At 60.5% G+C, this 16,537-nt stretch carries 16 protein-coding genes; 7 read left to right on the forward strand and 9 right to left on the reverse strand.

From position 1 onward, the window contains the following. Window positions 1-53: 53 nt before the first annotated feature. Window positions 54-1,478: a lipase gene (locus AB9N64_RS03260; protein WP_058410435.1), complete on the forward strand. Its 1,425-nt coding sequence runs from the start codon at window positions 54-56 to the stop codon at window positions 1,476-1,478. A gap of 123 nt (window positions 1,479-1,601) precedes the next feature. On the opposite strand, the gene AB9N64_RS03265 is transcribed toward AB9N64_RS03260, so the two are convergent. The 3 genes from AB9N64_RS03265 to AB9N64_RS03275 form a co-directional block, all read right to left on the reverse strand. After that, window positions 1,602-2,438 carry an IS3 family transposase gene (locus AB9N64_RS03265; RefSeq protein WP_371360382.1) on the reverse strand — a complete coding sequence of 279 codons (837 nt, stop codon included), beginning with the start codon at window positions 2,436-2,438 and terminating at the stop codon, window positions 1,602-1,604. Beyond that, complete coding sequence (locus tag AB9N64_RS03270) at window positions 2,435-2,737, reverse strand: transposase (RefSeq protein WP_014717988.1); 303 nt, start codon at window positions 2,735-2,737, stop codon at window positions 2,435-2,437. Before AB9N64_RS03270 ends, AB9N64_RS03265 begins: the two co-directional genes overlap by 4 nt. Window positions 2,738-2,845: 108 nt before the next feature. Then, on the reverse strand, window positions 2,846-3,070 hold the full coding sequence (locus tag AB9N64_RS03275; RefSeq protein WP_003191162.1) for a YgdI/YgdR family lipoprotein: 225 nt from the start codon (window positions 3,068-3,070) through the stop codon (window positions 2,846-2,848). A 189-nt stretch (window positions 3,071-3,259) separates the two neighbouring features. On the opposite strand from AB9N64_RS03275, the gene AB9N64_RS03280 reads away from it, so the two are divergent. Further along, window positions 3,260-4,906 (forward strand): VRR-NUC domain-containing protein, encoded by a 1,647-nt coding sequence (locus AB9N64_RS03280; protein WP_102666186.1) that lies wholly within the window; start codon window positions 3,260-3,262, stop codon window positions 4,904-4,906. Further along, on the forward strand, window positions 4,903-7,164 hold the full coding sequence (locus AB9N64_RS03285) for an ATP-dependent DNA helicase (RefSeq protein ID WP_106111149.1): 2,262 nt from the start codon (window positions 4,903-4,905) through the stop codon (window positions 7,162-7,164). The genes AB9N64_RS03280 and AB9N64_RS03285 overlap by 4 nt, the downstream gene beginning before the upstream one ends. 31 nt (window positions 7,165-7,195) lie before the next feature. Here AB9N64_RS03285 and AB9N64_RS03290 read toward each other — a convergent pair whose 3' ends face one another. Both AB9N64_RS03290 and AB9N64_RS03295 read right to left on the reverse strand, forming a co-directional pair. Next, entirely contained in the window at window positions 7,196-8,146 is a 951-nt protein-coding gene (locus AB9N64_RS03290) for an alpha-E domain-containing protein (RefSeq protein ID WP_014718413.1), read from the reverse strand. A gap of 2 nt (window positions 8,147-8,148) precedes the next feature. Beyond that, complete coding sequence (locus AB9N64_RS03295; protein ID WP_014718414.1) at window positions 8,149-9,558, reverse strand: circularly permuted type 2 ATP-grasp protein; 1,410 nt, start codon at window positions 9,556-9,558, stop codon at window positions 8,149-8,151. Window positions 9,559-9,965: 407 nt separating this feature from the next. On the opposite strand from AB9N64_RS03295, the gene AB9N64_RS03300 reads away from it, so the two are divergent. The 3 genes from AB9N64_RS03300 (at window position 9,966) to AB9N64_RS03310 (ending at window position 10,955) form a co-directional block, all read left to right on the forward strand. After that, window positions 9,966-10,511 carry a hypothetical protein gene (locus AB9N64_RS03300; protein ID WP_014718415.1) on the forward strand — a complete coding sequence of 182 codons (546 nt, stop codon included), beginning with the start codon at window positions 9,966-9,968 and terminating at the stop codon, window positions 10,509-10,511. 85 nt (window positions 10,512-10,596) lie between these two features. Next, window positions 10,597-10,809: a hypothetical protein gene (locus tag AB9N64_RS03305; RefSeq protein WP_014718416.1), complete on the forward strand. Its 213-nt coding sequence runs from the start codon at window positions 10,597-10,599 to the stop codon at window positions 10,807-10,809. Window positions 10,810-10,820: 11 nt separating this feature from the next. Then, window positions 10,821-10,955, forward strand: a complete 135-nt coding sequence (locus AB9N64_RS03310) for a hypothetical protein (protein WP_014718417.1) — start codon at window positions 10,821-10,823, stop codon at window positions 10,953-10,955. On the opposite strand, the gene AB9N64_RS03315 is transcribed toward AB9N64_RS03310, so the two are convergent. The 3 genes from AB9N64_RS03315 to AB9N64_RS03325 all read right to left on the reverse strand — a co-directional run bounded on the left by AB9N64_RS03315 (window position 10,946) and on the right by AB9N64_RS03325 (window position 13,353). Then, window positions 10,946-11,293, reverse strand: coding sequence for a helix-turn-helix domain-containing protein (locus tag AB9N64_RS03315; RefSeq protein WP_014718418.1), 348 nt, complete (start codon window positions 11,291-11,293; stop codon window positions 10,946-10,948). The genes AB9N64_RS03310 and AB9N64_RS03315 overlap by 10 nt on opposite strands. 55 nt (window positions 11,294-11,348) lie before the next feature. Continuing rightward, the gene (locus AB9N64_RS03320) at window positions 11,349-12,695 is read right to left on the reverse strand and encodes a sodium:proton antiporter (protein ID WP_019820078.1); all 1,347 of its coding nucleotides are present in this window, start codon (window positions 12,693-12,695) and stop codon (window positions 11,349-11,351) included. Between the two features lie 214 nt (window positions 12,696-12,909). Then, on the reverse strand, window positions 12,910-13,353 hold the full coding sequence (locus AB9N64_RS03325) for an Lrp/AsnC family transcriptional regulator (protein ID WP_014718420.1): 444 nt from the start codon (window positions 13,351-13,353) through the stop codon (window positions 12,910-12,912). Between the two features lie 108 nt (window positions 13,354-13,461). Here AB9N64_RS03325 and AB9N64_RS03330 point away from each other — a divergent pair, with 108 nt between their 5' ends. After that, window positions 13,462-14,370 (forward strand): DMT family transporter, encoded by a 909-nt coding sequence (locus AB9N64_RS03330; RefSeq protein ID WP_032903427.1) that lies wholly within the window; start codon window positions 13,462-13,464, stop codon window positions 14,368-14,370. A gap of 76 nt (window positions 14,371-14,446) precedes the next feature. Here AB9N64_RS03330 and AB9N64_RS03335 read toward each other — a convergent pair whose 3' ends face one another. Beyond that, window positions 14,447-16,426: a U32 family peptidase gene (locus AB9N64_RS03335; RefSeq protein WP_014718422.1), complete on the reverse strand. Its 1,980-nt coding sequence runs from the start codon at window positions 16,424-16,426 to the stop codon at window positions 14,447-14,449. Window positions 16,427-16,537 lie beyond the last annotated feature (111 nt).

The raw sequence follows: 16,537 nt of genomic DNA on the forward strand, positions 1-16,537 counted from the left end.
ATAACAGGTGTTTTGGCTTTCTCTACAAATCCAACAACAGAGAGGCACTACCAATGGGTATCTTTGACTATAAAAACCTCGGTACCGAGGACTCCAAGGCGTTGTTCGCCGATGCCATGGCGATCACGCTGTATTCCTACCACAACCTGGATAACGGCTTTGCCGTCGGTTACCAGAACAACGGCCTCGGGCTGGGCTTGCCTGCCACCCTGGTCAGCGCGCTGATTGGCGGCAGCAATGCCCAAGGGGTCATCCCCGGGATCCCCTGGAACCCCGACTCGGAAAAAGCCGCCCTGGAGGCGGTGCAAGCAGCCGGCTGGACGCCCATCAGCGCCAGTACCCTGGGCTACAGCGGCAAGGTCGATGCGCGCGGCACCTTCTTTGGCGAAAAATTCGGCTACGGCACGGCGCAGGCTGAGGTGCTGGGCAAGTACGATGATGCGGGCAAGCTGCAGGAAATCGGCATCAGTTTTCGCGGCACTTCGGGGCCTCGGGAAAGTGTGATCACCGACTCCATCGGCGATGTGATCAGCGACCTGCTCGCCGCCTTCGGGCCCAAGGATTATGCCAAGAACTACGCGGGGGAAGCCTTCGGCGGCTTGCTCAAAAACGTGGCGGACTACGCCAGTGCCCAGGGCCTGGGCGGCAACGACGTAGTGGTCAGCGGCCACAGCCTTGGGGGCCTCGCGGTCAACAGCATGGCCGACTTGAGCGACAACAGCTGGTCGGGGTTCTATAAGGACTCCAACTACGTGGCCTACGCGTCGCCGACCCAGAGCGCCGGCGACAAGGTGCTTAACGTCGGCTATGAAAACGACCCGGTGTTCCGCGCCCTGGATGGCTCGTCATTCAACCTGTCGTCCCTGGGCGTGCACGACAAGCCCCACGAGTCGAGCACCGACAACATCGTCAGCTTCAACGACCACTACGCTTCATCCCTGTGGAACCTGCTGCCATTTTCCATCCTCAACCTGCCCACCTGGGTCTCGCACTTGCCCACCGGTTACGGCGACGGCATGACCCGCATCCTCGACTCGGGCTTCTACGAACAGATGACCCGCGACTCGACGGTGATCGTCGCCAACCTGTCCGATCCGGCACGGGCCACCACCTGGGTGCAAGACCTCAACCGCAATGCCGAGGCGCACAAGGGCAATACCTTCATCATTGGCAGTGACGGCGACGACTTGATCAAAGGCGGCAGGGGCGCGGACTTTATCGAAGGTGGCAAGGGCAATGACACCATCCGTGACAGCAGCGGGCATAACACGTTTTTGTTTAGCGGGCAGTTTGGCAATGACCGGGTGATTGGCTACCAGACGACGGACAAGCTGGTGTTCAACGACGTGGCGGGCAGCACCGATTACCGCGATCACGTCAAGGTGGTGGGCGCGGATACCGTCATTAGCTTTGGTACGGATTCGGTGACGCTGGTGGGTGTGAGCAGTCTGTCGGGGGAGGGGATAGTCATCAGCTAACGTATTCGGTGTGGGAGCTTGCTTGCCTGCGATGGCGGCGGTCGAGACAGCCATGCGGTGACTGACAAATCGCTATCGCAGGCAAGCTGAACTGGTCAAGTAATCTTGGACACCGATTAAGGTTCACGCCACCAACCTTTCCTTCGCGACCGGCGACCGGTAGTCGTTGTAGCTGTGAGGCCTGCTGATGTTGTAGCGCGAGACATAGCGCTGCACGTCTGCCTGGGCCTCATGTTCCAGTTTGTAGCCCGTTTCAGGAACCCACTCTGATTTCAAACTACCAAAGAAACGCTCCATGGGGGCGTTGTCCCAGCACTCGCCTTTACGGCTCATACTTTGTCTAAATCCGTGTTTCACAAGCTCGTTTCGGAATTTATGACTGGTGTACTGACAACCTTGGTCTGAATGAAACAACACATCCTGGGGGCGGCCGCGTAGCTCAACCGCCATGCGTAGCGCTTCGCAGGTCAGATTGGCATCAGAAATCATCGAGAACGACCAACCCACGATCCTCCGAGCGTACAAATCCAGAACGGCGGCGAAGTACATCCATCGCTTGCCGACCTTGATGTAAGTTACGTCGCCACACCACACCTGGTTAACCGCCGTTACATCAAATTTTCGCTTGAGCACGTGCGGCGCAACCAATGCCTCAACGCCCGGCGACTTGTACTTATGGCGCCTGCGCTGACGACTAGCGATGCCAGCTTCGCGCATCAAACTGCGAGCCATATAACGTCCGATACGATGCCCTTTGGCTTTTAGCTCCTTGGACAAAGTACGTGCGCCGGCCGACTCTCTGGACGCCCTGTGGTGCTTGACCAGCGCGGCTTTGAGCTTGTCCCGTTCAGGATTTGCTCTGCCCTGGCGCCGGCGCCAGGCGTAGAAACTACTACGGTTGATCCCAAACGCCCGGCAACACCTTTTAACGCCGTATTGCTCGTCCAGCTCATCGATCAGCGTGAATGATCTTTGGCGTCCAAAAGCAGGAGAGCACTGGCCTTTTTTAGGATTTCAATGTCCAGGTCTTTCTCCCTGAGTAGGGCTTTGAGCCTCTGGATTTCTCGCTGATCAGCGGTAATTGCCTTGGCCCCTACCGGGGTCGAACCCAGGCGTTCTTTCTGCACTTGATCGACCCAGCGGCGTAGAGCAGTGGGGCCGATATCTAGGCTGGCACAGACCTCAGTAACCGGCTGGCCTTCATCCAGCACCATGCTGGCAGCCTTGAGCTTGAACTCACTCGAATAAGATTTACGCATATCCAAACACCTCAGATTTGGGCGCTATCATAACGCCCGATTGAAGTGTCCAAAATCATTAGGCCAGTTCACGCCAGCTCCCACATTTGATGGGGTGTTGCTAGAAGATCACTTTTCCTTACGCACCGTGGCCACATCATCGGCCTTGATACGAATACGCTTGCCGGCAATATCGGTGAACTCGTAGAAGCCGTCGGCGGTCTTGGCGTTGGGCGTGTCCTTGGTCAAATACTGCGTGCCGTTCTGCAAGGTCACCACGGTTTGCGTGGAGCAACCGGCCAATACCAGAAAAGTGAGTGCAACCAGTGGCAGACCCAAATTCTTCATGTTCATAACCCTTACCTTTAACCCTGAAAAGTCCCGCAGCGTCTGGCTGCGCGGCCATAAATATTACTTGATCAACCCCCTCATCAGATTGTTTTTTTGCAAAAAGTTGCAGGCGCCATTTATCTATTACTGATTGCAACAACCGCTTTGCCCCGGCACTCTGTATGCATAACCAGTATTTGATTGCTCTGCGCCATGGCCAACCCCCTCGAAGATCCCTTGTATTACCTGCATAACTTCCGCCAAGTGCTGGTTTGGTTGGGGCAGCGCTATGCCGATTTGCTCGATGCACACGAACAGCATTTCATTCAGCAATTTGACAGGTTGCCTCTGGCGTCCCAGGCGTTGTTGGTGCGGATGGTGATGCGCAAGGGCGTGCATTTTCGCGCCACCAAGCTCCATTACCTGGAAATCGGTTGCCCTCATGCGGCGGCGGGGCCACTGCGGGAGTTGGGGTGGGTGGAGGATCAAAGCCCGCTGCCGTTTGCCACCCTGTTCGCCCTGCTGCAAAAAAGTGAATTGCTCGGCGCCTTCAGGCCCTGGATCGACCAACCCAAGGGCAACAAGGCCGACTGGCTTGAACCCTTGGCGGCGCAATTTACCGAACCGCGCAGCTTTACCCAGTGGTGTCCCGACGTGGGCGATGTGCTGTATAGCCTGACAGTGATGGAGTTGTGTGATCGCCTGCGCCTGATGTTCTTCGGCAACCTGCACCAGGACTGGTCGGAATTCGTGTTGGCAGATCTGGGCATCTATACCTATGAAAAAGTCGAGTTCTGCGCCGAGTCTCGTGGTTTACGCAGCCGTGACGACGTGCATGGGTTTTTATTCCTGCACCAGTGCCAGCAAGCCTTTGAAGCCGGTGAGGCACTGGATACGGTGTTGGCGCAGGTCGCCACGTTGTGTACCGACAACCCGTGGCTGGAAAAGCGTCGTGCCAAGCTGCTGTTCCAGATCGGCCAGTATTGCGAACGGTGCGCCGAGCTGGCACTGGCCGAACAGATCTACCGCAATTGCACTCATCCCGGCGCGCGGGCGCGGCTGATCCGCGTACTGGAACGTCAGGAGGATTACGCCCAAGCCATGGCCCTGGCGACCGAGGCGCAACAGGCCCCACACAGCGCAGCGGAACACCAACACCTGCTTCGCGTAGTGCCGCGCCTGCGGCGCAAACTCGGCGGGCCGGCGCTGCCCAGGGCCAAGCCCCAAGCGGTGGCACGCCTGGACCTTTCGCTGGTGCAGGAACCGCTGCTGTCGGTGGAATCCTGCGTGCTGGCGCACTTGAGCGAACCGGATGCACCGGTGCATTACGTCGAGAATGGCCTGATCAATTCGCTGTTTGGCTTGCTGTGCTGGGAGGCGATTTTTGCGCCGCTGCCGGGGGCGTTCTTCCACCCGTTCCAGCGCGGGCCGGCGGACCTGCACAGCGAGGACTTTTATCAACGCCGAGAAGCTTTGTTTGCCGCGTGCTTTGCGCAATTGAAGGACGGTCGCTACAAGGCAAGCATCCGCCAACGCTACGTGGATAAATGGGGCATCCAGTCGCCCTTTGTGTTCTGGAACCTGCTGAGCGAAGACCTGCTGGAGCAAGCCCTGGCCTGCCTGCCCGCCGAGCATTTGCGCCATTGGTTCACGCGCCTGTTGCAGGATATCCGTGCCAACCGGGCCGGGATGCCGGACCTCATCCAGTTCTGGCCGGCGCAAAACACCTATCGCATGATCGAGGTCAAGGGCCCCGGCGACCGCCTGCAAGACAACCAGTTGCGTTGGCTGGCGTTCTGCGGCGAGTACCAGATGCCGGTCACCGTCTGCTACGTGCGTTGGGCGGAGCAACCCGCTTGAGTTACAGCGTGGCCGTGCGGGCGCTGTGTGAGTTCACGGCCAAGGTCGGCGACCTCGACCTGCGTTTTACGCCGTCGCCCAGCGCCCAGGAAGGCATCGTCGGCCATCGCACGGTGGCATCCCGGCGCAGCGCGCACTATCAGCACGAGGTCACCCTGGAGGGCGATTACCAGCAGCTCAAGGTGCGGGGCAGGGCGGACGGCTACGACCCGGACGCCAACCGCCTGGAAGAAGTCAAAACCTACCGTGGCGACCTCGCTGCCCAGCCCGCCAACCATCGGCAACTGCACTGGGCCCAGGTCAAGGTGTATGGCTGGCTGATGTGCCAGAAACTCGGGCTCGATCATATCGACCTGGCGCTGGTGTACTTCGACATCGTCGGCGAAGGCGAAACCGTGCTGAACCAGCGGTTCGATGCACCCGACCTTGAGCAGTTCTTCAATCAGCAATGCGCGCTGTTCCTGGACTGGGCCCGGCAGGAGATGCAGCACCGTGCGGCACGCAACGCTGGCGCGCAGAGCCTGGCGTTTCCCCATGTCGACTTCCGTACCGGGCAGCGCGACTTGGCCGAGTCGGTCTACAAAGCGGTGACTACGGGCCGGTGCCTGATGGCCCAGGCGCCCACGGGTATTGGCAAGACCATCGGCACCATCTTCCCGCTGCTCAAGGCCCTGGCGCCGCAGCAACTGGACAAGCTGTTCTTCCTCACCGCCAAGACGCCCGGGCGCAAGCTGGCGCTGGATGCCGCCCAGGTGCTGTACGACAGCAGCCCCGAGCTGTCACTGCGTGTGCTTGAACTGGTGGCCCGGGACAAGGCGTGCGAACACTTGGACAAAGCCTGCCACGGCGATTCCTGCCCATTGGCCAAGGGCTTTTACGACCGCCTGCCTGCCGCCCGCCAGGCCGCGTCCAAGGTGCGCCTGCTCGATCAAAAAAGTCTGCGCCACGTGGCGCTGGCCCATCAGGTATGCCCGTACTACCTGAGCCAGGAAATGGCGCGCTGGAGCGACCTGATCGTCGCCGACTACAACTATTACTTCGACTTTGGCGCCATGCTGTTCGGCCTGGCCCAGCTCAACCAGTGGCGTGTCGCGGTGCTGGTGGACGAGGCGCACAACCTGGTCGAACGCGCGCGCTCGATGTACAGCGCCAGCCTGGACCAGTACAGCCTCAAGACCTTGCGCGATAACGCGCCCGAGCCCCTGAACAAACCCTTGCAGCGCTTGAACCGTGAGTGGAATGCCTTGCACAAGGACCAACTCGCACCGTATCAGGCGTACGCCGCCAAACCTGACAAACTGCTCCAGGCCCTGAGCCTGTGCACCAGCGCCATGGGCGACTACTTCAACGACCACCCCGAAGCCCTCAGCGGTGACCTGCAAGCCTTCTACTTCGACGCGCTGCAATGGGCCAAAGTGGCCGAGCTGTTCAATGAGCACTTTATCTTCGATATCACCAAGCGCTCGTTCAGCGGCAAGCGCAATAGCTCGACTCTGTGCCTGCGCAACGTGGTGCCGGCCGAGTTCATCCGGCCCAGGCTGACCGCCGCGCGCAGCAGTGTGCTGTTTTCCGCGACCTTGAGCCCGCGCCATTATTACGCGGACTTGCTGGGCCTGCCGGCGGATACCGCCTGGGTTGATGTGGCATCACCGTTCAAGGCCGAGCAATTGCAGGTCAGCATCGTTGACCGCATCTCTACGCGGTTTGTGCATCGCCAGGCGTCGCTGGAACCTATCGTGGAACTGCTCGCGCGGCAATTCGCTGCGCAACCGGGTAACTACCTGGCGTTTTTCTCAAGCTTCGATTACCTGCAACAGGTGGCCCAGTTAATGGCCGAACGGCACCCGCAGATTGCGTTGTGGTTGCAGGCGCGGGGCATGGCCGAGGCCGAGCGCCAAGCCTTTTTGGAGCAGTTCACCCACCACAGCCAGGGCATTGGCTTTGCGGTGCTGGGCGGTGCGTTTGGCGAAGGTATCGACCTGCCCGGAGCGCGCCTGATCGGTGCGTTTATCGCCACCCTGGGTTTACCGCAGCTCAACCCGGTGAATGAGCAGATCAAGGCACGTATGGGCGCTGTTTTCGGCGCGGGGTATGACTACACCTACCTGTATCCCGGTATTCAGAAAGTTGTGCAGGCAGCGGGGAGGGTGATCCGCAGCCAGCAGGATCGCGGGGTGGTGATGCTGATCGATGACCGCTTTGGCGAATCGCGGGTGCAGCAGTTGTTGCCGCGTTGGTGGGCGATCAAGCCCCTGTAGGAGCGAGCAAGCGCGCTCCTACAGGTTTGGGCTACACCACTTCCAGGTAGGAGCTCTGTATCTCCCGGGCCAACTCACGCACGGTGTCGATGAATTCTGTCAGCCGAGTGTGCAGCCCATCTTCCAGAATCTCATCAATCCCCGTGTACCGCAGCCGCGCCTCGAACTCCGCCGCCAGGCGTTGCGCCGTGCGCCCATAACTGCCGGGCAGGTCGGCCAGGATATGGCTCAACTCCTCGATGCAGGCATGCAGCGAACGCGGCACATCGCTGCGCAACAGCAGCAACTCTGACACCGAGCGTGCATTCAAGGCATTCGGATACAGCTCGGTATAGGCCTCGAACGACGACAACGCGCGCAGCAGGGCGCTCCACTGGTAATAACCGCGTGCCGATACGTCGCTGACTTCTTCCGACTCCTCGCCGAACATCTCATATCGCGCATCCAGCAGGCGCAAGGTGTTGTCAGCACGTTCGACAAAGGTGCCCAGGCGAATGAAGCGGTAGGCGTCATTGCGCATGATGGTGCCCGAGGTCGCGCCCCGAAACAGGTGCGAGCGTTGCTTGACCCAATCACAGAAGTGGCTGATGCCATGCCGTGCCAGGCCGCCGGCGGCGATGCTGCGCATTTCCAGCCAGGTGGCGTTGAGGTTTTCCCACATGTCGGCGGTGATGCGCCCGCGTACCGCATGGGCATTGCCTCGGGCGGCACGCAGGCAGTTGTAGATGCTCGCGGGGTTTTGCGCGTCGAGCGCAAAGAAGTGCAACATGCGTTCGGCATCCAGGGTCTGGTGCCGCTCCAGGTAGCTGTCCAGGGTGCCGCTGCTGAGCAACGACATCGCCAGTTCATCCAGGCCATCGCTGCGCCCGGCCTGGGGCATCAAGGACAACGAATAACTGACTTCCAGCATGCGTGCCAGGTTCTCGGCGCGCTCCAGGTAACGCGACATCCAATACAGATCTGCAGCTGTTCTACTCAGCATACTCAGCCCTCCACCACCCAGGTGTCCTTGGTTCCACCGCCTTGCGACGAGTTGACGACCAGCGAGCCTTCCTTCAGCGCCACGCGGGTCAAGCCACCGGGCACCAGGCGGGTTTCCTTGCCCGAGAGCACGAAGGGTCGCAAGTCGATGTGCCGGGGCGCGATGCCGTTTTCGACAAAGGTCGGGCAGGTGGACAGGCTCAAGGTGGGTTGGGCGATATAGGCATGGGGGCGGGCCTTGATGCGCTGGCGGAAGTCTTCGATCTCGGCGGCCGTCGACGCCGGGCCCACCAGCATGCCGTAGCCGCCGGAGCCCTGGGTTTCCTTGACCACCAACTGCTCGAGGTTGGCCAGCACATGGGACAGCTCATCGGGCTTGCGGCATTGGAAGGTCGGCACGTTCTGCAGGACCGGTTCCTCGTCCAGGTAGAAGCGGATCATCGCGGGTACGTAGGGGTAGATCGACTTGTCGTCAGCCACCCCGGTGCCGATGGCATTGGCCAGCACCACATTGCCGGCGCAGTAAGCCGCCACCAGCCCCGGCACGCCGAGCATCGACTCGGGATTGAACGCCTGGGGGTCGAGGAAAGCGTCGTCGATGCGTCGGTAGATCACGTCCACGGCCTTGGGGCCGTCGGTGGTGCGCATGAACACCTTGAGGTCCTGCACGAACAGGTCGGCGCCTTCCACCAGTTCCACGCCCATTTCCCGGGCAAGGAAGGCGTGTTCGAAGAAAGCGCTGTTGAAGCGCCCAGGGGTCAACACCACCACATTCGGGTTATCGAGGCGGCTCGCGCTCTTGAGGGTCTTGAGCAAGAGGTTGGGGTAGTGGTCCACCGGGGCAATGCGCTGCTTGGCGAACACTTCCGGGAACAGGCGCATCATCATCTTGCGGTCTTCGAGCATGTAGCTCACGCCGCTGGGGGTGCGCAGGTTGTCTTCCAGCACGTAGTAGGTACCGTCGCCGTCGCGCACCAGGTCGACGCCCGAGATGTGCGAATAGATGCCGCGGTGCAGGTCGAGACCGACCATGGCTTTCTGATAGCCCTCATTGCCCAGGACCTGATCGGCGGGAATGATCCCGGCCTTGATAATGCGCTGGTCGTGGTAGATGTCGGCCAAAAACAGGTTCAGCGCGTTGACCCGTTGGATACAGCCGCGTTCGATCAGGCTCCACTCACTGGCGGGGATGCTGCGGGGAATGATGTCGAAGGGGATCAGGCGTTCGGTGTCTTGCTCGTCGCCATACAGGGTGAAGGTGATCCCGGCGCGATGGAACAGCAAATCCGCTTCACGGCGACGCTGGGCCAGCAGTTCCGGCGGCGTGTGGGCCAGCCAGCGAGAGAAGTCCTGATAATGCGCACGGCATACGCCGTTTGCGTCATTCATTTCATCAAAGAAAGATCGAGCCATTCCAGTACCTTGTCAGTGCCCAGTGTGGCTTTGGGTGGCACTGCCGCTTAAAAAAACGCATGTTTTTATGAGCCCGTGGCTGAAGGTGCCAACAGACCTGGTCCTTACTTTCTTATGGGGGCGGCTCTGGGTCGGGGGGTAACGCATGCTCCTGTTTTCGGGATGGTGAATGGATAAAGCAATGCCTGTGCCGGAATGCCGTTAATCCCCTGTAGGAGCGAGCTTGCTCGCGAAAAACTCACCGGCACCGCGTTTAATCAGGCAGCCCGCGTTAGCGTTGACGTATTTCGCGAGCTAACTCGCTCCTACAGAGGGCGGCGGTCGCCCTGAATTGGTGCGCGAACCTACTTGAACTTCACAAGGCCCCGATTCTTCTAAGGAGTTTCGTCACCTTGTGGAGCACCGTCGTGTCCAGAATCATCTCCCCCCACACTCCGGAAGCGGCCCTGAACGACCACAGCGAACACAACGCAAAGATATTCGGCTCGCCCAAGGACCGCCTCGACTTTTACCGGCGCGAGATCCAGTACGAAACCAGCATCCTGGCCAACCGCACCGACGCCTACCTGACCGCGCAATCCTTCCTGGTGATTGCCTTTGTCTCCGGCATGGGCAACCTCAACCCGGAATGGGGCAAGCTGTTCACGCTGGTGGTGCCGATCTTCCTGGTTTCGCTGGGTATTCTCAGTTCGCTGAATGCCTGGCCCGGTATCCGTGCGGCGTATGAAATCATCGACCACTGGCACTACAAGCAAAGCGAATTGCTGCGCAGCGAGCCAGTGATGGGCATGGCCTACGATGAGTCGCCCCTGTTTTCCGAAGTGGAGTCGAGCCACAAGGGCTATCGCAAGTCGTTGTTGTTTTCCATGCGTGCGCCGTGGTTGTTCATGGTGTTCTGGCTGGTGTTGGGCATCTATGCGTTCTATATTCAGGTGGACAATCCACTGCGCTGACCACGCGAACGGAACTTCAGCCGTGGCCGTGACGCCTTAGCTCTATGCGGTTCAGATTTTTCACCGGCCTGCAAAGAGGTGCCTCATGCCCCAGCCTAAAGATCCCCAGACCCACAATCGCAACGACCCCGCCATCGACGGCGGCGAGCCTGCCCCTGGCACCGCCGCCGATGCGCCCAAGGATCCAACGCCTGCGAGCGACCCGAAGGCCAAGGAAAACGACTACAGTCCAGACTTCAAGCCCGAGCGCGAGCACAAGCCTGAAACCGATGCCGATATCGATACCCAAGGCGGTTAGAGGAAATGCACATGTCAAAAGAACTGGACGATGAACTCAACGACCCCGGCAATGAAGACCCGGGTTCGTTGATGGACGATGCCGAGGTGCCGCTGAACGACCTGGATGAAGCGGCGGACGTTGGCAACACTGAAAATCAGGACTGATCCGGCGGCGGTCCCGAGGGATTGCTGAGCTTGAAGTAGACGTCTTCCTCGGCCCCGCCGTCCAGCGACACCTCCTGGCCCACCACGCGGTTATCGATCAGCGTCTGCGCCTGATCGCGGCTGATATTGACCACCGTGCTGCGCTTGCCAGTGATCACATACACCACATCCACCCCATGCTCGGCCAAAGCTGCCAGGTAGTTGGCATGGGGCAGGTCTTCGCCCAGTTCATATTGACGTTGCTCGCGTGTGGTCACGCCGCCTGCCTGCGCCAGGTATTGCTGCGAATATCCCAGGCGTTGGCGTTCCTCAAGCAATCGTTGGGCGATCTTTTTCATTAGCTGACTCGCAGTGTGGGTCTTGGCTGTTTGAAACCCCGGCGTGGTGCAGGATTCAATTTTTTTGCGCAGCCTGACGCTCATACCATGCCAGCATGGGCTGGGTAGTCAGGCCATGGGCCAGGATGCTCAATGCGATGACCGACAACGTCAGGTTGACCGCCACCGCACTGCTGGTGCCTACCAGACCGTGGTTGAGCGCATAGAACAGGTAGTAAATGCTGCCGATCCCACGGATGCCGAACCAACTGACCAGGCTGCGTTGGCGATGGTCCAGCAGGCGGCCCCAAGGCATGGCGAATACACTGGCGGGGCGAATCACACAGAACAGTAACGGCGCCACCGCCAACGCGGCCCACTCCCAGTGGCTGACCAGCACGATGCCCAAGACGGTCACCAGGAACACCTCCATGGCCCGCTCCACCAGACTGCCGAAGGCCAGCATGTCACCCATCATCACGCCTGCCGCGATCTGGGTGTCCTTCAACTGGCTGACGTCGCCGTGCAAGGCTTGCTCGGGCTCGATTTCGAGGTGGCCCACCACCGGTTGCGCCAGGTGCTCGGCGGGTGTCTGGGCGTTGCCGGTGGACTTCACCTCGGCCTGACGCAACCCCAGGCCCGCCGCGAATACCGACAGGAAGCCATAGCCGCCCACGGCTTCGGCGGTCACATAGGCAAGGGCGATCAATGCCAGTGTCAGGTAATCATTGGGCGAGAGGGTGCTGTCGGCATTGATCAGGCGCAGGCGCAACGTCACACGGCCGATACCTCGGCCCATCCAGTAGCCGATCAATAGCCCGACCGGCACCGCCCATACCAGGTTTTTCAACACCCAACCGCCGACCCAGTCGCCATCGAAGCCGCCGTGTTGCATGAACAGCAAGCCGAAGATCACAAACGGAAAGGCGCTGCCATCGTTCAGCCCCGCTTCGCCGGACAGACCGAAGCGCAGCGCGTCGTAGTCCTGGGCATTGTTGACCTGAACCAGACCCGCCAGCACCGGGTCGGTCGGCGCCAGGATCGCGCCCACCAACAAAGACACCCCCCACGACAGATCAAGCAGGTAATGCAGCAACAGCCCGGTGCCGAGGATGGTCAACAGCATGACCGGGCCGGCCAGGCCGAAGGCGATGCGCCAGGTGCGATGCTTGAGCGGCAGGCGCAATTTAAGGCCGCTGACAAACAGCGAAAACAGCACTGCCACTTCGGTCAGGTGCTCCATCCAGCGCGCCGACCCCTTGATGTCCAGGTGCAGCAGGTCCACACCGAGGGGGCCGATGGCGATGCCGAGCAACAGGCACACCGCCGAAGTGGTGACCGGCATCCAGCGCAGGTAGGAGGACGTGAGGGCGAGGGTGAGCAGCACCGCGCCCAATACGGCCAACCATAGAATGAAAGTCATAGTGCGTGCACCCGGCCGTGGTTCATTCAGGTTGGAGGGCGGTGGCCAAGTGCGGGTTCAAACAATCACCGGGTCGAAGTGGCATTCTGTGGGAGCGGGCTTGCCCGCGAATGCGGTATACCCGTCAACATAGTCGGTGACTGACACCCTGTATTCGCGAGCAAGCCCGCACATTTGACTGTGTTTGGTCATAACACTCCCTTGGCATGACACCTCAGCGAGCCCCCAGCGGCGGCAAGCGCCGTTTCACCGGGGTTTTCTTCACAATCGCAGTATTGGTCTCGGCGTACCCATTGATTCGGTCCAGCAGGCTGTCCAACTGATCCATGGTGCGCACATGCAGGCGGGCGATGAAGCAGTCCTCGCCGGTGACCTTGTCGCATTCGGTGAACTCAGGGATCGCCTGGATCTGGCGCTCCACCTCCTGCAGTTTGCCGGGCAGGGGGCGGATGCGCACGATGGCTTGCAGCAGGTAACCGAAGTGTTTGGGGTCGATGTCGACGGTGTAGTGGGTCAGCACGCCGCGTTCTTCCAGGCGCCGCAGACGTTCGCTGACGCTGGGTGACGACAGCCCGGTGATGCCTGCCAGGGCCTTGAGGGACAACCGCGAGTCGTCCATCAAAGCGGCGATCAATTGCTGGTCGATGGTGTCGATCATGGTCTGTGCCTAATAAGAAAAGGTGATTTCGGGCTTTTGCCTTTTTTAGTCGCTGTAGCCGTCGCCGACAGATTGCCATACTGGAGCCTCACTTGAGGAGCCTCAATCATGGATTCATCCATCCGTCGCGGGTCGTGGGAAATGGTCGCCGCCATGCTGATCTCGGGCAGCATTGGCTGGTTTGTGCTGGTGTCTGGCGTGTCGGTGATCGAGGTGGTGTTCTGGCGCTGCGTGATCGGTGCGCTGACGCTGGTGCTGGTGTGCGCCTGGCTGGGTTACCTGCGCCTGGACCTGCTCAGTTGGGCAAAACTGGGGCTGGCCGTGCTCAGCGGTGTGGCCATTGTCGGCAACTGGTTGCTGCTGTTCGAATCCTACTCCCGTGCCTCCATCGCGATCAGCACCGCGGTGTACAACGTGCAGCCGTTTATTCTGGTAATGCTGGCGGCGGTGTTTCTCGGTGAAAAAATCACCGTGCAGAAACTGGCGTGGTTGAGCGTGGCGTTCCTGGGCATGTTGGCGATTGTTACCGCCCATGGCGAGCAAACGGGTGGAGGAGATTACCTGGTAGGCATCGCGCTAGCCCTGGGCGCGGCATTTTTGTATGCGGTCGCGGCGTTGATCATCAAGCGCCTCAAGGAAGTACCGCCGCATTTGATGGCATTGATCCAGGTGGCCACTGGCGCGCTATTGCTGGCGCCGCTGGTGCCCTGGAATGGCCTGCCGGCATCCACCACGACGTGGGCGGCCTTGGTCACCTTGGGGGTGGTGCACACGGGTTTGATGTATGTACTGCTGTATGGCGCGATCCAGAAACTGCCGACGGCCATTACCGGCGCACTGTCGTTCATCTACCCGATTGCGGCGATCTTTGTGGATTGGATTGCGTTCGGGCATCGCCTGGGGTGGCTGCAATGGCTGGGTGTGGCGGCGATTCTGCTGGCAGCGGCAGGGTTGCAGCGGGGCTGGTGGTGGCCCCGCAACCTCGGTAGGCGCGAGCTTGCTCGCGAAGAAGGCTAACGATGACGCAGCGCATCGGGTTGAAACGCGGCGTCCTCGAGCTTTTCGCGAGCAAGCTCGCTCCTACAGATGAGGGTTAGTGCGTGCCCTGATAGATGAGGTTTTCCGGGTTGAAATGCTCCACCGCGCTGCCAGGCTGCGGCAGGCCGAGGATATGCCCCTTGATCTTGCCCACCACATGCATCTCGCAGGGTTTGCAGTCGAACTTCAGGGTCAGCACTTCGTCACCGTGGATCAATTGCATCGGCGCCACCTTGGTCTTTACCCCGGTCACACCCTTGGCCTGTTTAGGGCACAGGTTGAACGAGAAACGCAGGCAGTGCTTGGTGATCATCACCGGCACTTCGCCGGTTTCTTCGTGGGCTTCGAAGGCTGCATCGATCAGCTTCACGCCGTGACGATGGTAGAAGTCCCGGGCCTTCTGGTTGTAGACGTTGGCCAGGAACGACAGGTGCGCCTCAGGGTAAACCGGCGGGGGCGAGGTTTCAGCCTTGCGCCCGCCCCGCGGATGCGCGGCGACGCGTGCGGCGGTCAGTGCTTCGATCACTTCACGGCGCAAGGCCTTGAGCTGTGAATTGGGAATGAAGAACGCCTGTGGCGCATCCAGTTCGATGCGGGTGGCATGGTACTCGGTGGTGCCGAGTTGGCCGAGCAGGTCGCGCAGGGTATCCAGCGCCTGTTCCGGCTTGTTGGCCACGCCAAACGGGCCGGGCAGGGTGACGCTGGCGCTGATGCCTTCTTCGCTGGTCGCGGTGATTTGCAGCTGCTCTTCACGCAGGCACGCGACCCATGACAAGCCGATACGGCGCTCGGCCGAGGTCTTGAGCAGGGCCTGTTGCCAGTTGTGGTCCAGGTTGCGATTGAGCGGGTGATGGGGGCGCAGTTGATGCAGGCCGGCCGGCATTTCGTTGGGCTCGACGCGGTAGCGGTAGCGCTTTTCACCGTCTTCCTCGAACTCACCCTTGGGCTCGGCGATGTTGGCGCGAAAACCCACCACTTCACGTTTGATCAGCACATTGAGGCCGTCGCCGTTGGACAGCGGCTCATGGGTGACCACCTGCAAGTCGCGCTTGCCGGCTTTTTCCACGGTGCCCACGGGCAGGCCGGTAAAGGTCGGGGTGTCAAACGCGCCGATGTCGATCTTGCGGTCGCTGACAAAGTAATCGGTGCTGCCCCGGTGGAAGGTTTTTTCCGGGTCGGGCAGGAAGAAGTGCGCGGTACGCCCGCTGGAAGCGCGGGCCAGGTCCGGGCGGTCTTCGAGGATCTCGTCGAGGCGCTGTCGGTAGTAGGCGGTGATGTTCTTCACATAGCCCATGTCCTTGTAGCGGCCTTCGATCTTGAACGAACGCACACCCGCTTCGACCAGGGCGCGCAGGTTGGCGCTCTGATTGTTGTCTTTCATCGACAGCAGGTGCTTTTCAAAGGCTACCACGCGGCCTTGGTCATCTTTCAGGGTGTAGGGCAGGCGGCAGGCCTGGGAGCAATCGCCACGGTTGGCGCTGCGGCCATTTTGCGCGTGGGAGATATTGCACTGCCCGGAGAACGCCACGCACAGGGCGCCGTGGATAAAGAACTCGATGGCGGCATCGGTCTCGTCGGCAATGGCGCGGATCTCTTGCAGGTTCAACTCGCGGGCCAGTACCAACTGCGAGAAACCGGCCTGGTCGAGAAACCTGGCCCGGCCCAGGGTGCGGATGTCGGTCTGGGTGCTGGCGTGCAGCTCGATCGGCGGAATATCCAGCTCCATCACGCCCAGGTCTTGCACGATCAGCGCATCCACACCGGCATCGTAGAGCTGATGGATCAGCTTGCGCGCGGGCTCCAGCTCGTTGTCATGCAAAATGGTGTTGATGGTGGTGAAGACGCGGGCGTGGTAACGGCGGGCGAATTCCACCAGTTGGGCGATATCGCTCACCTCGTTACACGCATTATGGCGGGCGCCAAAGCTCGGCCCGCCGATGTAAACGGCGTCGGCGCCGTGCAGGATAGCCTCGCGCGCAATGGCGACATCGCGGGCAGGGCTGAGCAATTCCAGGTGATGCTTGGGCAAGGACATAGTTTTTTTAGTCAGGCTTGTCACGGTTGAGGCGCGCATTGTAGCTGTGAAATGCCTGGGCGGCATCTACCGCAGGGCTGTCGGGCCTAATGCAAGTTCGTTAAGCAAACG

This window comes from Pseudomonas sp. KT_2_4 (assembly GCF_041410225.1).
GTDB classification, from domain to species: Bacteria; Pseudomonadota; Gammaproteobacteria; order Pseudomonadales; family Pseudomonadaceae; genus Aquipseudomonas; species Aquipseudomonas paracarnis.

What these genes read in the sequence shown, in the direction of transcription:
- AB9N64_RS03260 (WP_058410435.1), top strand. Translation starts at nt 54, where the DNA reads ATGGGTATCTTTGACTATAAAAACCTCGGTACCGAGGACTCCAAGGCG.
- AB9N64_RS03270 (WP_014717988.1), bottom strand. Translation starts at nt 2,737, where the DNA reads ATGCGTAAATCTTATTCGAGTGAGTTCAAGCTCAAGGCTGCCAGCATG.
- AB9N64_RS03275 (WP_003191162.1), bottom strand. Translation starts at nt 3,070, where the DNA reads ATGAACATGAAGAATTTGGGTCTGCCACTGGTTGCACTCACTTTTCTG.
- AB9N64_RS03280 (WP_102666186.1), top strand. Translation starts at nt 3,260, where the DNA reads ATGGCCAACCCCCTCGAAGATCCCTTGTATTACCTGCATAACTTCCGC.
- AB9N64_RS03290 (WP_014718413.1), bottom strand. Translation starts at nt 8,146, where the DNA reads ATGCTGAGTAGAACAGCTGCAGATCTGTATTGGATGTCGCGTTACCTG.
- AB9N64_RS03295 (WP_014718414.1), bottom strand. Translation starts at nt 9,558, where the DNA reads ATGGCTCGATCTTTCTTTGATGAAATGAATGACGCAAACGGCGTATGC.
- AB9N64_RS03305 (WP_014718416.1), top strand. Translation starts at nt 10,597, where the DNA reads ATGCCCCAGCCTAAAGATCCCCAGACCCACAATCGCAACGACCCCGCC.
- AB9N64_RS03310 (WP_014718417.1), top strand. Translation starts at nt 10,821, where the DNA reads ATGTCAAAAGAACTGGACGATGAACTCAACGACCCCGGCAATGAAGAC.
- AB9N64_RS03315 (WP_014718418.1), bottom strand. Translation starts at nt 11,293, where the DNA reads ATGAAAAAGATCGCCCAACGATTGCTTGAGGAACGCCAACGCCTGGGA.
- AB9N64_RS03320 (WP_019820078.1), bottom strand. Translation starts at nt 12,695, where the DNA reads ATGACTTTCATTCTATGGTTGGCCGTATTGGGCGCGGTGCTGCTCACC.
- AB9N64_RS03325 (WP_014718420.1), bottom strand. Translation starts at nt 13,353, where the DNA reads ATGATCGACACCATCGACCAGCAATTGATCGCCGCTTTGATGGACGAC.
- AB9N64_RS03330 (WP_032903427.1), top strand. Translation starts at nt 13,462, where the DNA reads ATGGATTCATCCATCCGTCGCGGGTCGTGGGAAATGGTCGCCGCCATG.
- AB9N64_RS03335 (WP_014718422.1), bottom strand. Translation starts at nt 16,426, where the DNA reads ATGTCCTTGCCCAAGCATCACCTGGAATTGCTCAGCCCTGCCCGCGAT.